The following is a 14381-nucleotide window of genomic DNA, read 5'->3' on the forward strand; positions in this document are numbered from 1 at the left end:
GACAATGGTGAATGGTGAATGGTGAATGGTGAATGGTGAATGGTGAATGGTGAATGGTGAATGAATGGTTCACCCGGCGCTTCGGTCCGTCAACCGCGAGTTTTCCGCTGAACCAAGGACTCGCAAACCTATCCACTATTCACTATTCACCATTCACCATTCACCTGCGCAGCTAGGAGAACACCATGCAGGGCGTCACCGTCGTCGACCACCCGCTTGTCCAGCACAAGCTGACCATCATGCGCAAGAAGGAAACCTCGACGGCCGGGTTTCGGCGGCTGTTGCGGGAGATCTCGCTGCTGCTCGGCTACGAGGTCACGCGCAACCTCGAACTGACGACGACGACGATCGAAACGCCGATCGAGACGATGGAAGCGCCGACACTGGAGGGCAAGAAGCTGGTTTTCGCCTCGGTGCTGCGCGCCGGCAACGGCCTGCTCGAAGGCCTGCTCGACCTGGTGCCGGCGGCGCGCGTCGCCCATATCGGTCTCTACCGCGACCACGAAACGCTGGAAGCGGTCGAATATTTCTTCAAGGCGCCGAGCGATCTCGCCGACCGGCTGGTGATCGTCGTCGATCCGATGCTGGCGACCGCCAATTCGGCGATCGCGGCGATCGACAAGTTGAAAGGGCGCGGCGCCACCAACATCCGCTTCCTCTGCCTGCTGGCGGCGCCAGAAGGCCTCGAGCGCTTCATCAAGGCGCATCCCGATGTCCCGGTCTTCACCGCTTCCATCGACCGCCAGCTCAACGAGAAGGGCTACATCATGCCCGGCCTCGGCGATGCTGGCGACCGCATGTACGGGACCAAATGACCGTGCCGCTCGTTTACCGATCGTTTACGCAAACGGCCGCTTTCCGCATCTGTTAAAGTGGCAAACACCATGCCGCGATAAGCATGGGCTTTCACGAAGGCCGGACCATGCTGCGCAATTTTCTCATCCTTGGCGTGCTCGCCGTAGCATCGGCGTCGTTCCCGATGCTCTATCAGTCGAATCCGCAGATGTTCGAAGGCCTGCTGAAATCGGCGGTCGGGGCCAGGCCGGAGGTCGAAACGCAAACGGACCTGAACCTGGCTGCGGTTCCCGACAGACCGGCGGCGCCGCAGCCGCTTGGCCGCAAGGTCGTGGTCACCGCCGACGCGCGCGGGCATTTCACGTCTGCGTTCAAGCTCAACGGCCGTCAGGTCGACGGCATGATCGATACCGGCGCGACGCTGGTCGCCATCAACGGTTCGACGGCGCGCAGGATCGGAATTTCGCTGAACGCATCGGACTTCAAACACCAGGTCAACACCGCCAACGGCGCGATCAAGGCTGCCCTGGTGACCGTCGACCGGCTGCAGATCGGCAAGATCACGGTCGACGGCGTTCAGGCGGTGGTGCTCGACGACAAGGCGCTGCGCACCAACTTGATCGGCCTGAGCTTTCTCCAGCGGCTGGAAAAATACCAGGTCGAGAACGGCGCGCTGCTGCTCGTCCAGTGAACCATGATCCCGAACCGCAGGTCCGCGTCAGCGAAAAGTGGAAACCGGTTTTCGGAAAGATCATGGTCCAACAAAAGCGGATCACCCGCGCGGCAGGATCCGCCGGATGACGGTCTTTTCCGCGGGCGGCTTCGAAGCGCCGATCGCATAGGCCGAAAGCACGGCGGCCGCGGCCGCCTCGGCATCCCCGGCATTGCGGGCATGGACCAGCGCCAGCGCCTCGCCGGCCCGCACCTCCGCGCCGACCGGCAGCAGCCGGGTGATGCCGACCGCATGGTCGATCCTGTCGTCCGGCCGTATGCGCCCGCCGCCAAGCCCGACCACGGCGAGGCCGATGTCGCGGGTGGCGATGCCGGTGACAAAGCCGTTTTCGGTCGCCTCGACCGCAAACTCCGTCGCCGCCTTCGGCAGGTATTTTTCCGGATTCTCGACAAAATCGACCGGACCGCCGAGCGCCGCCACCATGCGCGCGAAGACCGCGGCGGCACCGCCGCCGGCAAGCGTCTCGGCGGCGCGCCGCATGCCGTCCTGGTTGGACGACACCAGCCCGGCCGACTGCAGCATGTCTGCGGCCAGTGCCAGCGTCACGTCCTCGAGGCGCCGGTCGCGGAAGCGGCCGGTGAGGAAATCGACGGCATTGCGCACCTCGACCGCGTTGCCGGCTGCCGACGCCAGCGGCTCGTTCATGCCGGTGACCAGTGCTGAGGTCTTCAGGCCGGCGCCATTGGCGACTTCGACCAGGCTATTCGCCAGTGTCGTTGCGTCGCGCGACCTTTCCATGAAGGCGCCGTTGCCGACCTTTACGTCGAGTACCAGCGACTGCAGGCCGGCGGCCAGTTTCTTCGACAGGATCGAGGCGGTGATCAGCGGCACCGATTCGACGGTTCCCGTCACGTCGCGGATCGCATAGAGCCTGCGGTCGGCGGGCGCGAGATCGGCGGTCTGGCCGATGATGGCGCAGCCGGCTTCAAGCACCGCCTTGCGGAAGCCCGCCACATCCGGCTGGCTGATATAGCCTGGGATGGCATCCATCTTGTCCAGCGTGCCGCCGGTATGGCCGAGACCGCGGCCGGAAATCATCGGCACATAAGCGCCGCAGGCGGCGACGATCGGCGCCACCATCAGCGAGACATTGTCGCCGACGCCGCCTGTCGAATGCTTGTCGGTGACCGGGCCCGGCAGGTCGGACCAGTCGAGCACGTCGCCGGAATCGCGCATCGCCAGCGTCAGCGCCACCGCCTCGTCGCGGCTCATGCCGTTGAAGAACACCGCCATGGCGAAGGCCCCGACCTGCCCGTCCGAGACAGTGCCGGCGGTCACGCCTTCGATGAAGCTGGCGATCTCCTGCGTCGACAGTTTTTGGCCGTCGCGCTTGCTGCGGATGATTTCCTGGGGAAGCATCAGGCCGGGACCTTACGCCCCGGCAGCCCGTCCTGGAAAGCACGCTGGAGGATTGTCGCCAGCCGCGCGCCGCCGACCGGCGCCATGTCCTTGGTCTCCTGGTGCGAAAGCTCCGCCCCGGTCATCCCGGCGGCGAGATTGGTGATGACCGAGCAGGCGGCGACGCGCAGGCCGAGGAAACGGGCGAGAATGACCTCCGGCACGGTCGACATGCCGACGGCATTGGCGCCCATGACGCGCGCCATGCGGATCTCGGCGGGCGTCTCGAAGCACGGCCCGGAAAACCACATATAGACGCCCTTGTGCAGCGCGGTAGCAGTCGCCTCCGCGGCCGTCTCGATCGCCGCGCGAAGGCCGGCATCATAGGCTTCGGTCAGGCCGACGAAGCGGCGGTCGCTCGGCTCGCCGATCAGCGGATTGGAGCCCGAGAAATTGATGTGGTCGGTGATCAGCATGACCGAGCCCGGCCCCATCTCCGGATCGACCGAGCCGGCTGCATTGGTGAGGATCAGTTGCGATATGCCGAGGCCGGCGAGCACCTCCAGCGCCGGCCGCATCGCAGCCGCGTTGCCGTGCTCGTAGTAGTGGGCGCGGCCGGACAGCATCAGCACAGGCGTGCCGGCAAAACGCCCCGCCACCACCTCGCCGGCATGGCCGCTGACGCCGCTTATGGGAAAGCCCGGCAATTCGCCATAGGGAATGCGGACGGGATCCTCGACCTGCTCGACAAGCCCGCCAAGGCCCGAACCCAGCACCAGCGCTGTGGCGGGCGCCAGCCCGTCCAGCCTTTCGACAAGACGATCAAGCGCTTCCTTCATTTCAACCAGCTCTTCATTTCAACATATCGCCCTGAAAGGCGTAGGGCAGCATCTCGCCCATGGTCACGGTCTCGACCACGCCGGCATCATCGCAAAGATAGAGCCTGGTTTCCGGCTGGCAGAATTCGGCCAGCCGCTGCCGGCAGCCGCCGCAGGGTGAGCACTTCGCCATGCGCTCGGCGATCACCGCGATCTCCGTTATCCTGCCGCCGCCGGCCATGATGTAGTGGCCAAGCGCCGTGGTTTCGGCGCACCAGCCTTCCGGATAGGAAGCGACTTCGACGTTGGCGCCGGTAAAGATGCGGCCGTCCTCGGTGCGCAGTGCCGCCCCGACAGGGAATTTCGAATACGGCGCATAGGCCTTGGCCATGGCGGCCCTGGCCGCTTCGAACAGATCATGCGACATGATTTTTTTCTCGCATGATCTTGTCCGAAAACCGGCTTCCACTTTTCGGGATCATGCTCATGTTTTGCCTCGCATGAGCTTGTCCGAAAACCGGCTTCCACTTTTCGCTGACGCGGACCTGCGGTTCGAAATCACGCTTAGCGTTCCTTGACATAGGGCACGCCGCCGGCGCGCGGCGGGATCGCCTTGCCGATGAAGCCGGCGAGCAGGATGACGGTGAGGATATAGGGCAGCGCCTGCATGAGCTGCACCGGCACCTTGCCGATCAGCGGCAGCGGCGTGCCCTGCAGGCGGATCGACAGCGCGTCGAGGAAGCCGAACAACAGGCAGGCGAACATGGCATTGACCGGCTTCCACTTGGCGAAGATCAGCGCGGCCAGCGCGATGTAACCCTTGCCGGCGGTCATGTCCTTGACGAAGCCGCCATTCTGCACCATCGACAGATAGGCGCCGGCAATGCCGGTGAGCACTCCGGTGCAGATCAGCGCCCGGTAGCGCAGCCAGGCGACCGAGATGCCGGCGGTGTCGACAGCGGCCGGGTTCTCGCCGACCGCGCGCATGCGCAAGCCGAAGCGGGTGCGGAACAGCACCCACCAGGTGAACGGAACGGCGAGAAACGCGACATAGACCAGCACGGAATGGCCGGAGATCAGTTCCGAATAGATCGGGCCGAGGATCGGCACGCCCCTGACCGCATCCGCACCCGGCCAGATGATCGCCCCGAACCGCTCGTCCGAGGCAAGGGCTGGGGTGCGACCCCCTTGCTGGAACCAGGCCTGGCCGAGCATGATCGTCGATCCGGCGGCGATGAAATTGATCGCCACGCCGGAGACGATCTGGTTGCCGCGATGGGTGATCGAGGCAAAGCCGTGGATAAGCGCGAAAGCGACCGAGATGAGAATGGCCATGCCGAGGCCGATATAGGCGGAATGGAAGACCGAGGCCGACGCGGCGCCGGCGAAGGCGCCGACCAGCATCTTGCCCTCGAGCCCGATGTCGAAAATGCCGGCCCGCTCCGAATAGAGGCCGGCGAGGCAGGCGAGCAGCAAGGGCACCGACAGGCGGATGGTCGAGTCCAGAACCTGGATGATGGCGTTGAACAGATCCATCTCAGGCACCCTTCCCCTTGATCGCTTCGATGCCGACAGATCTCGGGCTGAGCGAGGCGAACAGGGCCTGGACATAGGGCCGGAACATGTGCTCGAGCGCGCCGGCGAACAGGATGACCAGGCCCTGGATGATGACGATCATGTCGCGGCTGATCGCCGGCATTTCGAAGGCGAGCTCGGCGCCGCCCTGGTAGAGCATGCCGAACAATATTGCGGCGAGCACGATCCCGACCGGGTGCAGGCGCCCCATCAGCGCCACTGCGATGCCGACGAAACCGGCGCCCGAAACGAATTCGAGCGCGACATTGTGCTGGTCGCCCATCGTCGGGTTGAGCGCCATCATGCCGGCCAGCGCACCCGAAATCATCATCGCCATGATAATGATGCGGGTTTCCGAAATGCCGGCATAGCGCGCCGCTTTCGCGCTGTGGCCGTAGGTGCGCATCTCGTAACCGAGCCTGGTGCGCCAGATCAGCACCCAGACCAGAATGGCCATGGCCAGCGCCAGCAGGAAGCTGATGTTGAACGGCGCCGAGCGGATCTTGGCGCCGAACAGTTCGATGACCCAGTTGAGCTTCGGCAGTTGCGCGCCGTCGAGGAAGGTACGTGTCTGCGGCGCCATCGAAATGGCCGGCTTCAAGAATCCGACCAGCGCGTAGACCATGACGCTGGCAGCGATGAAATTGAACATGATGGTGGTGATGACGATGTGCGAGCCGCGTTTGGCCTGCAGATAGGCCGGGATGAGCACCCACAGCGCGCCCATCGCCGCGGCGGCGACGATCGCCAGCGGAAAAGTGAGCCACCATGGCAGCACGCTGTCGAAGGCGAGGCAGACGATGCCGATGCCGAGGCCGGCGATATAGCCCTGGCCCTCGCCACCGATGTTGAACAGGCCGCAATGCGCCGCAACCGCCACCGAAAGCCCGCTGAAGATGAAGGTGGTGGCGTAGAACAGCGTGAACGCAATGCCTTGCCCACGGCCGAAGGCGCCCTCGACCAGGACGACGGCCGCGCGGAACGGATTTTCGCCAACCAGGAGCACGACGAAGCCGGCGACGAGGAAGGCAACGGCGAGATTGATCACCGGGATCAGCCCGTAATCCGCCCAGGCCGGCAGCTTGGCGTAGGGCATGCTCATTCCGCCGCCTCCCGCTGCTCGACGCCGGCCATCAGCAGTCCAAGCTCGCCTTCGCTCGCCTCCGGGCCGCGCTCGCCGACGATGCGGCCGGCAAACATCACCAGGATGCGGTCGGACAGCGAGCGGATCTCGTCGAGCTCGACCGACACCACCAGCACCGCCTTGCCCTGGTCGCGCATGGCGATGAGGCGTTTATGGATGAATTCGATGGCGCCGACATCGACGCCGCGCGTCGGCTGGCCGACGATCAGCACGCCCGGATCCTGCTCCATCTCCCGCGCCAGCACGATCTTCTGCTGATTGCCGCCGGAGAAATTCGCGGTCTTGAGGCGGCAGTCCGCCGGGCGGATGTCGTATTTGGCGATCTTGTCCCTGGCGTCGTCGCGGATAGCGTCGATGTCGAGGAACGGCCCCCGGACATAGCGCGGATCGTCGTGATAGCCGAGTATCGAATTCTCGTTCTCCTCGAAGGCCAGCACCAGCCCGACATGATGACGGTCTTCCGGCACATGGGCGAGCCCGCGGTCGCGCAGTTCGCCGGGATCGGCGGCCCCGGTCAGATCGATCGGCTTGCCGTCGAGCATGACGGAGCCCGAGACGGCGCGCCTGATGCCGGAAATCGCCTCGAGCATTTCGGATTGCCCGTTGCCGGCGACGCCGGCGATGCCGACGATCTCGCCGGCGCGCACATCGAAGGAGACGTCGTCGACCATGGTGACGCCACGAGAATCCCGCACCGTCAGGTTCTTCACCGCGAGCTTGACCCCGCCGGCTTCCGCCTCGCCCTTCTCGACCCTGAGCAGCACGCGTCGCCCGACCATCAGTTCGGCCAATTCCCCGACCGTGGTCTTCGTGGTCTGTCTGGTCGCCACCATCGTGCCCTGGCGCATGACCGAGACCGTGTCGGTGATCGCCATGATCTCACGCAGTTTATGGGTGATCAGCACGATCGTTTTGCCCTGCTCCTTCAACTGCCTGAGGATGCGGAACAGATGGTCGGCTTCTGCGGGCGTCAGCACGCCCGTCGGCTCGTCGAGGATCAGGATCTCGGCGCCGCGATACAGCGCCTTGAGAATTTCGACACGCTGCTGCAGGCCGACCGGCAATTCCTCGATGATCGCATCGGGATCGACCTCCAGCCCGTATTCGCGCTCGAGCCGTTCCAGCTCGGACCGCGCCTTGGCGATGCTCTTCTTCAGCAGCGCATCGCTTTCGGCGCCGAGAATGACGTTTTCCAGCACCGTGAAATTGTCGACCAGCATGAAATGCTGATGCACCATGCCGATGCCGAGCGCGATGGCGTCGTTGGGCGATTTGATCGACGCCGGCTGGCCGCCGACGCGGATCTCGCCGCTGTCGGCCTGATAGAACCCGTAAAGAATTGACATCAGCGTCGACTTGCCGGCGCCGTTCTCGCCGACAATGCCATGGATGGTGCCGCGCGCGATCTCCAGGTTGATGTCGCGATTGGCGCGCACTGCGCCAAAACTCTTGTTGATGCCGATCAGCTCGATTGCGGCTTGCGCCATGCAGCCTGTCCCACTCGTATTTTTTATCGCTTGGTCAAAACGCCTAGCATGACGCCCCGTCTGTGCCAATTGCCGGAGCAGCGTTCACTCTCGACAAATCCCCGCGCGCTTGTCAATTTCGAACGTGGCCGCAGCCTGCACAATCGCCTGATCGAGGATTTCAAATGACCATGCCCGACGACCGGCTGACGACGCTGGAAATCCGCGCCGCCGAGCAGGAGCAGACCATCGAGGAACTGTCCGGCCAGATCGCCGAGCAGTGGAAGGTGATCGAGCGCATGCAGCGCAAGCTCGATGCGCTGACCGACCGCTTCCTGGCGCTGGAAGAACAGGCCGCATCCGACGTGCCTGTGACCAAGCCGCCGCATTGGTGAGCCTGCGGATAAGAAAACCGCCGGGCTTTCACCCGGCGGCTTCGATCAGATCCGCAATCTCGCGATCAGTAGCAGGGCTATCGCAGGTGGAAACCCGAGGCTTTCGCTCTACGATGTACCCCTAACCCCTCCCCACAAGGGGAGGGAGACTTCCGTTGGCGCTAACCTCGGCAAACTGCCCGCGTTTCGGCGCCAAAGGGGAAGTTAAAGGCGCGCGGCAGCGTTCCCTCCCCCTTGTGGGGAGGGTTAGGGTGGGGGTCCTCTTCGCAAGAATCCTGCAATCAATAAGGGCAGGAATTGTCCGACATGTAGTCGTGCACCTTGATGGTACCCGCGATGATGTCGGCCTTGGCCTTTTCGACCGCCGCTTTCATCGCGTCGTCGACAAGCGCCTTGTTGTTTTCGTCCATGGCGTAGTCGACGCCGCCTTCTTTGAGGCCGAGATCGTTGATGCCGCCGGTGAACTTGTCGTTCTTGGCGTCCATGAAGGTGTTGTAGACGGCAACGTCGACGCGCTTGACCATCGAGGTCAGCACCTTGCCGGGCTGCAGTCCATTCTGGTTGGAATCGACGCCGATGCCGAGCTTGCCGGCGTCGGCCGCCGCCTGCAGCACGCCAACACCGGTTCCGCCTGCCGCCGCGTAGACCACGTCGGCGCCCTGGTCGATCTGGGTCTTGGCGATCTCGCCGCCCTTGGCCGGATCGTTCCAGGCGGCCGGCGTGTCGCCGGTCATGTTCTGGATGACGTCGGTGGCGCCGGCCGCCTTGGCGCCGCCGACATAGCCGCAGCCGAATCGGCGGATCAGCGGAATGTCCATGCCGCCGATGAAGCCGACCTTTTTGGTCTTCGAGGCCATCGCCGCCATCACGCCGACTAGATAGGAGCCTTCCTGCTCCTTGTAGACGACGGAGCGCACGTTGGGCTTGTCGACGACCATGTCGATGATGGCGAATTTGGTCTCGGGAAACTCGACGGCGATCTTCTCCAGCGCATCCGCCCAGGAGAAGCCCGCCATGGCGATCGGATTGCGGCCATCCTCGGCGAAACGGCGCAGCGCCTGCTCGCGCTGGGTCGCGTTTGAGACCTCGAATTCCACATAGGCGATGCCGGTTTCGGCCTTGAACTTTTCGGCGCCGTTGAAGGACGCTTCGTTGAACGATTTGTCGAACTTGCCGCCGAGATCGTAGAGAAGTGCTGGCTGAATGTCCGCGGCGAAGGCCGGAAGAACCATCGCAGTTGCGGCCAGGAGGCCGAGAACAATACGTTTCATGTGATCCACACCCTGTCGGTTATTTTTTCCGTTATGCACCGCCTGCCTGCGCGGTTCTCCGGCAGGCATGCGACATCAGACAGGAGTGTCTTCCTCCCGCTTCGGGCCAATCTGGCACGGCCCGAAGCAAAATTCACGCGGAATTTTGACCCGTTGGAAAAGCCTGGCGCCGCATCCCGGCGCCACGGAAAATCGTCCCGCCAAGGCCTCAGGCGGAGACGGCAGCCGGGACGGCGCAGGCGACGCCGGTGCCCTGCAGATTGCAATAGCCGTAGGGATTCTTCGCCAGATATTGCTGGTGGTCTTCCTCGGCGAAGTAGAATGCCGGCGCCGGCGCGATCTCGGTGGTGATCTTGCCGCGCCCGGCGCCGCGCAACGAGGCCTCGTAGGCGTCGCGCGAGGCGATCGCCGCCTGGTATTGCGCATCACCGAACGTGTAGATCGTCGAGCGGTAGGTGGTGCCGACATCGTTGCCCTGGCGCATGCCTTGCGTCGGATCATGGCTTTCCCAGAACAGCTTCAGAAGCTGTGCATAGGACACGATCTCCGGGTCGTAGACGACCAGCACGACTTCGGCATGGCCGGTCAAACCGGTGCAGGTTTCCTGGTAGGTCGGGTTAGGGGTGACGCCGCCGGCATAGCCGACGGCCGTGACCCAGACGCCCTGGACCTGCCAGAACAGGCGTTCCGCGCCCCAGAAGCAGCCCAGCCCGAACATCGCCTTCTCCAGCCCCTCGGGATAGGGCCCGTTGAGCGGCCGCTTCGAGACAAAATGCCTGGATGCCGTCGGGATAGGGTCGGCGCGACCCGGCAGCGCCTCGGCAGGTTTTGGCAGGTTGAGCTTCTTGTTCAGCATGTCGCTGAGGAACATGTGCAGTCTCCCTTTCACTTTGTTTGGGGCTTTCTCTTTGTTTTTGGGAACCCCATAAGGTCATCGACAACAAATTATCAAGTCTAGGCGAACCGCCCGGTCGCTCGCTCCCGCCTGTAGCCGATCATGTAGAGAAGGAAGGCAAGCCCCGCGAACACCGCGAAACCGGGCTGGTTGAGCACCCAGGCGATGGCGCCGTCCCACAGCAGCGGACCAAGCTTGTCGCGGACGAAGCTTTCGAAGGCGCTTCGCGTATCCGGCGAGACGGCGAGCCAGCTGGTGTTGAGCGGGGTCATGACCGGGGCGGACGCCGCCACCGAGCGTGTCGCGTCGACCACCGCCATGATGACCGAAACCGAAAGCGTAACCATCGCGGCAAGACGGAAAAGAAAGCGGAACATCCAGACCTTGCCTCCCCGCAAGCTTATCAGAAATGTCTGTATCGGCCTGATAAATAGGTTCTGCGCGCTTTGTCCGCAATCGCGACACGCGAAGTTGAACCTGCGCCGCCGGTTTTCGCCGCTGAGGCGTCGGTCGGCCAGGACGCCGCCGCCGATCGCGGCAATCGGCTTACCTAACAGCGCTGGTGGCATGGACAGGGCATCGCTGTCCGACAAAGCGATTAGAGCGCCGTTATGTCTTGGCATTCGGCACCGGATCGACTAGATGAGCCCCGCGCCTGTTGCTTTGACGGCTCAGGTACGGGGGAAAAGGTGTCCGCTGGTTGACGGCGCCCACGGTGCGGAGTTTCGCACCGGAATTCCCCGAGGGAGACGGCATCTCCCCAACCCGCGCGGTGAAACCGGCCGCGGTGAAAATGCCAGGACGGAGAGGTGGCCGAGTGGTTGAAGGCGCACGCCTGGAAAGTGTGTTTACGGGAGACCGTAACGCGGGTTCGAATCCCGCTCTCTCCGCCAGATATAACGTTAAGCGTTTGTGATTGTTGCGCTTTTGTGAGTTGCTGCCTTTCCGTTCCTAACTTCCGCAAACGATGAAGCTCGGCCATCGTGCCGCCACCCCTTTTTTGACTTTGCTTGGGAATCGGAGTGTCCGGAAAAAAACCGCAGGGCAGCCCCCAGGAGCGTCTGCGGACCCCCATCCGCCCCGCCGCCGCCCTACAGGCAATCTACCCAACGCCCCCACAAGCGGCGCCGGCCACCCTCAGCCCCTTCGTTCGAAGGTTGGCTTCCAATCGCAATTGCGCGCCCGCTGCTGGCTTTCGTAGTCAGGAATGAATGTGAAAACACCTGCCGTCGGTCACGGCCGGCAGCCTTGCAATTTGAGCAAACAAAGAGCCCGACCAGGTCGTCATGCATCGAGCCGTGGTCACGGCCGAGCCTGTCAATCAGCGCCTGGATGTCGAGCTTCGTCGATTTGCCGCACATCGGGTGTCCACAATTGACATAGATGGTTTCGCGGGCGGCCAGAGTGTCGGCGAGAGTCTTTTGGGGCATGGCGATCTCCGGTTAAAGGGGTCGCCGCAATGGAGGATTATATTCCTGAAAACGAAGGCGTCGGCAATAGGGGACGCCCACTCTTTGCCATTGGGATGATATTAGCTCAGGGCCTCATTTCTTTCGGTCGGACTCTTTGCAACCTTCTCGCTATCGTGTGCCGCACCGGCGCGGCGTCTTGAAGCATCCGCTTCATCCGCTCGTTGCGTTTCGTCAATGTGAGCACGATAATGGAACGTCCAAAATCCGTATCGGAGATGATCGAGCGCTGCGACAGCGATTTTTACGAGCCGATAGGGCGCTTGATAATGCAGTTTGGATTTCTAGAATTCCATATCGATCATTGGCTGTCCGCGCTTGGCGCTGACCAACCGAAGCTGCGGAAAGCGAACAACTTGAATAACAAAATCACTCTGTATGGTCAGATCATCGACCAACACACCACCGAACCGAATGACCTTGCCGAGCGCGATCGCCTCGTCCAGCAGATGCGCGAACTCAACACCATATTCCACGCTCGACCTTTGCACATCGGCCGTCGAAATTGAACCCGGCGCGGCCTGCGGAGAGGACCGCGTCTTAGAGGGGTGCTAGGAGCTACGACTTCTTGGTCTTCCAATTCCTGTTCGGTTTCAGTGCCGATGTAGCAGGAAGAGCAGTTTCGGCCTTCAGTCATCGCTCCCGCAGCCGAGCTGTCTTTGCTTCTCGTGCCACGCGCTCAATGTCTGTCAATGCCCGTGCAGCATCCGACGTGCGCTCCTGTCTGTCGTGCTTTTCTTTATCAGTTAAACCTTGCTTTTCCTGCATTGCTTGTCCTCGATCTGACGGTGCGGCGCTTTTGTTGCCGACCCGAACCATTGTCGCCAGTTCGTGTTCCCCAAACACAACAAAAAAGCCCGCCGCACCTTTCGGCACGGCGGGTTGTCCTCTCAGTCGCTTAGGTCATTCGATGATTTTGATGATCTTGCGCGTGCCCGGATCAACGACAACGGTCCGGTTGTCGACGACAACGGTGCGGTATTTGGTGTCGGGGACTTCATGGAGTTCGACCGTCTCGGGTAGGGTTGAGCCGATATTGAGCTCCACTCCAGGGAGGTTCACCGATGCGAGCGGCTGCTTTTTCACGTATTCCCTGATGACCGTCTCCTGTTCAGGCTCGATGATGACGTCCTGAGCGGCAGCGACGCCGATACCTGCCAGCAGCAGAAGTCCCGCGGCTGCAGTGGAAAGACGCATTCTCATAAGTGGTGCCTCCTTTATGTGAGCTTTGGTCCGCTGAACGCGTCTTCGCGCGCCAGGCTCCCCAAACCTCATGCTGTTGCAAATGTTCCTTTTGCTGGGCTTTGGTCTGACGCGCGGCAGGACCTAAGTCTGACCTGTTTCGCGGTATAGCCGGGCAAGGCGCGCCACCCGGAACCGCCTTTGCGTACAGTCGTTGCTCGTTGCGAGTTCAAGGGAGAACCCGATGGAGAATAGTGTCCACCAAGCCCGCTGGTTACTCGCTCCGGTCTTCGCCGTCTCCATCACATTCCTGGCGATTGGAATAGTCGTTAGCTAGGGGACCCACTGGCCGTTGAGGCCGAAAATCGAAATTGAGATCTGCGCAGCTACGTCCCTTCCTGCGCCGATAAAGGACCACCCGCCATTCCTCGATTTGGCGGGTGGTCCGTGCGGCTGACCAAGTCCGCTCAGGAGGCCTGTCAGCGATTCAAGGTCGCGAGGGCAGCATCACCTCACATAAGGTCTTCGGCAACCCCGTCGAATTTCCTGAGGCCTGCGCTTGGAGGCTTTTGCCTGAGAAGCCCCTGTTCACTTGCGGCCGCCTTGAAGGCATCGAACGCGGCTTGTTGGGTGCAGTGTCCGGCCAGGCATTCCTCAATCATTCGAATTGCTTCAAGTCGGGACGGCTTGTCCATGAATGGCCACGGTTGCTGAAGCGCTTTCGCAGCATCAGGGATCGACGCAACCAGCATCGATCTGTCTAGGTAGATTGTAATCGGAATAAACGCCGGCATCTTCGTCGCTCTCCAGAATTGAAGTGGCTAAACGCGAAGACATGGCGGTGGTTGCATGAACGTTCGTCGGGGCTGTGGTGCTCTTATTTTAGCCGGCCCAGGCCGCGTTGCTCGATGCCAGAGGGGCCTGGCCGTCCGAAGAGCCCTTGATCGTTTCGGTCTCTGAACTGAGAAGCCCGCGCCTCACGGAGGGAGATCGGAGCATCACCCGACCGGCAGCAATCTTGAGAGGGAACCAAGACGATGCTGCCCGTCCCAAAGTTCCGGTTTAAACCTATGTTCCAGCGAAGGTCGAAAAAATGTGGTGAACGCAAGGGGCCTAATTGCGTTGCGTCTACCGGCCCAACGGCAGTTTCGACGCTGAGACAAGTTCGTCCTCGTCGGTGATACCGGCCGTATAATTTGCAAGGATCCGGGACGCGAGAGCCTCACGTAGATGTTCGGAGTCGCCATCCCTCTTGAGCCGGTCGAACACACGGCCCAGCGTAGCTACTTCGGATGCGCCG

Annotated in this window: 16 protein-coding genes and 1 tRNA gene; 5 read left to right on the top strand and 12 right to left on the bottom strand. The window is 62.4% G+C overall.

Annotation, left to right across the window (positions count from 1 at the left end; translation table 11 throughout):
* The first annotated feature begins 185 nt into the window (after positions 1–185).
* Both upp and NMG70_RS04610 read left to right on the top strand, forming a co-directional pair.
* Positions 186–815 carry a uracil phosphoribosyltransferase gene (upp, locus tag NMG70_RS04605; RefSeq protein WP_029348092.1) on the top strand — a complete coding sequence of 210 codons (630 nt, stop codon included), beginning with the start codon at positions 186–188 and terminating at the stop codon, positions 813–815.
* Between the two features lie 107 nt (positions 816–922).
* Positions 923–1486: a TIGR02281 family clan AA aspartic protease gene (locus tag NMG70_RS04610; RefSeq protein WP_254023559.1), complete on the top strand. Its 564-nt coding sequence runs from the start codon at positions 923–925 to the stop codon at positions 1484–1486.
* A gap of 81 nt (positions 1487–1567) precedes the next feature.
* On the opposite strand, the gene deoA is transcribed toward NMG70_RS04610, so the two are convergent.
* The 6 genes from deoA to NMG70_RS04640 all read right to left on the bottom strand — a co-directional run bounded on the left by deoA (position 1568) and on the right by NMG70_RS04640 (position 7890).
* Positions 1568–2887: a thymidine phosphorylase gene (gene deoA, locus NMG70_RS04615; RefSeq protein ID WP_254023434.1), complete on the bottom strand. Its 1320-nt coding sequence runs from the start codon at positions 2885–2887 to the stop codon at positions 1568–1570.
* Complete coding sequence (locus NMG70_RS04620) at positions 2887–3705, bottom strand: purine-nucleoside phosphorylase (RefSeq protein ID WP_254023435.1); 819 nt, start codon at positions 3703–3705, stop codon at positions 2887–2889. Before NMG70_RS04620 ends, deoA begins: the two co-directional genes overlap by 1 nt.
* 13 nt (positions 3706–3718) lie before the next feature.
* Positions 3719–4114, bottom strand: a complete 396-nt coding sequence (gene cdd / locus NMG70_RS04625) for a cytidine deaminase (protein ID WP_495663984.1) — start codon at positions 4112–4114, stop codon at positions 3719–3721.
* 134 nt (positions 4115–4248) lie between these two features.
* On the bottom strand, positions 4249–5220 hold the full coding sequence (locus NMG70_RS04630) for an ABC transporter permease (protein ID WP_254023437.1): 972 nt from the start codon (positions 5218–5220) through the stop codon (positions 4249–4251).
* A gap of 1 nt (position 5221) precedes the next feature.
* Complete coding sequence (locus tag NMG70_RS04635; protein ID WP_254023438.1) at positions 5222–6361, bottom strand: ABC transporter permease; 1140 nt, start codon at positions 6359–6361, stop codon at positions 5222–5224.
* Positions 6358–7890, bottom strand: coding sequence for an ABC transporter ATP-binding protein (locus NMG70_RS04640; RefSeq protein ID WP_254023439.1), 1533 nt, complete (start codon positions 7888–7890; stop codon positions 6358–6360). The genes NMG70_RS04635 and NMG70_RS04640 overlap by 4 nt, the downstream gene beginning before the upstream one ends.
* 164 nt (positions 7891–8054) lie before the next feature.
* Here NMG70_RS04640 and NMG70_RS04645 point away from each other — a divergent pair, with 164 nt between their 5' ends.
* On the top strand, positions 8055–8264 hold the full coding sequence (locus NMG70_RS04645) for a SlyX family protein (protein ID WP_254023440.1): 210 nt from the start codon (positions 8055–8057) through the stop codon (positions 8262–8264).
* Between the two features lie 281 nt (positions 8265–8545).
* Here the strand turns inward: NMG70_RS04645 and NMG70_RS04650 are convergent, their stop codons facing one another.
* The 3 genes from NMG70_RS04650 to NMG70_RS04660 all read right to left on the bottom strand — a co-directional run bounded on the left by NMG70_RS04650 (position 8546) and on the right by NMG70_RS04660 (position 10807).
* Positions 8546–9535 carry a BMP family lipoprotein gene (locus NMG70_RS04650; protein WP_254023441.1) on the bottom strand — a complete coding sequence of 330 codons (990 nt, stop codon included), beginning with the start codon at positions 9533–9535 and terminating at the stop codon, positions 8546–8548.
* A 208-nt stretch (positions 9536–9743) separates the two neighbouring features.
* Positions 9744–10406, bottom strand: a complete 663-nt coding sequence (gene msrA / locus NMG70_RS04655; protein WP_254023442.1) for a peptide-methionine (S)-S-oxide reductase MsrA — start codon at positions 10404–10406, stop codon at positions 9744–9746.
* Positions 10407–10489: 83 nt separating this feature from the next.
* Positions 10490–10807: a hypothetical protein gene (locus tag NMG70_RS04660; protein ID WP_254023443.1), complete on the bottom strand. Its 318-nt coding sequence runs from the start codon at positions 10805–10807 to the stop codon at positions 10490–10492.
* 426 nt (positions 10808–11233) lie between these two features.
* On the opposite strand from NMG70_RS04660, the gene NMG70_RS04665 reads away from it, so the two are divergent.
* Both NMG70_RS04665 and NMG70_RS04670 read left to right on the top strand, forming a co-directional pair.
* A tRNA-Ser gene (locus NMG70_RS04665) sits at positions 11234–11323 on the top strand.
* Positions 11324–12090: 767 nt separating this feature from the next.
* Positions 12091–12408, top strand: a complete 318-nt coding sequence (locus NMG70_RS04670; protein WP_254023444.1) for a hypothetical protein — start codon at positions 12091–12093, stop codon at positions 12406–12408.
* A 124-nt stretch (positions 12409–12532) separates the two neighbouring features.
* Here NMG70_RS04670 and NMG70_RS04675 read toward each other — a convergent pair whose 3' ends face one another.
* The 3 genes from NMG70_RS04675 to NMG70_RS04685 form a co-directional block, all read right to left on the bottom strand.
* Positions 12533–12775 carry a hypothetical protein gene (locus NMG70_RS04675; protein ID WP_254023445.1) on the bottom strand — a complete coding sequence of 81 codons (243 nt, stop codon included), beginning with the start codon at positions 12773–12775 and terminating at the stop codon, positions 12533–12535.
* Positions 12776–12802: 27 nt separating this feature from the next.
* Positions 12803–13102: a DUF1236 domain-containing protein gene (locus tag NMG70_RS04680; RefSeq protein ID WP_254023446.1), complete on the bottom strand. Its 300-nt coding sequence runs from the start codon at positions 13100–13102 to the stop codon at positions 12803–12805.
* A gap of 491 nt (positions 13103–13593) precedes the next feature.
* Positions 13594–13875, bottom strand: coding sequence for a DUF982 domain-containing protein (locus tag NMG70_RS04685; protein WP_254023447.1), 282 nt, complete (start codon positions 13873–13875; stop codon positions 13594–13596).
* Positions 13876–14381 lie beyond the last annotated feature (506 nt).

Origin of the sequence: Mesorhizobium ventifaucium (assembly GCF_935822925.1) — a bacterium.
GTDB classification, from domain to species: domain Bacteria; phylum Pseudomonadota; class Alphaproteobacteria; order Rhizobiales; family Rhizobiaceae; genus Mesorhizobium; species Mesorhizobium ventifaucium.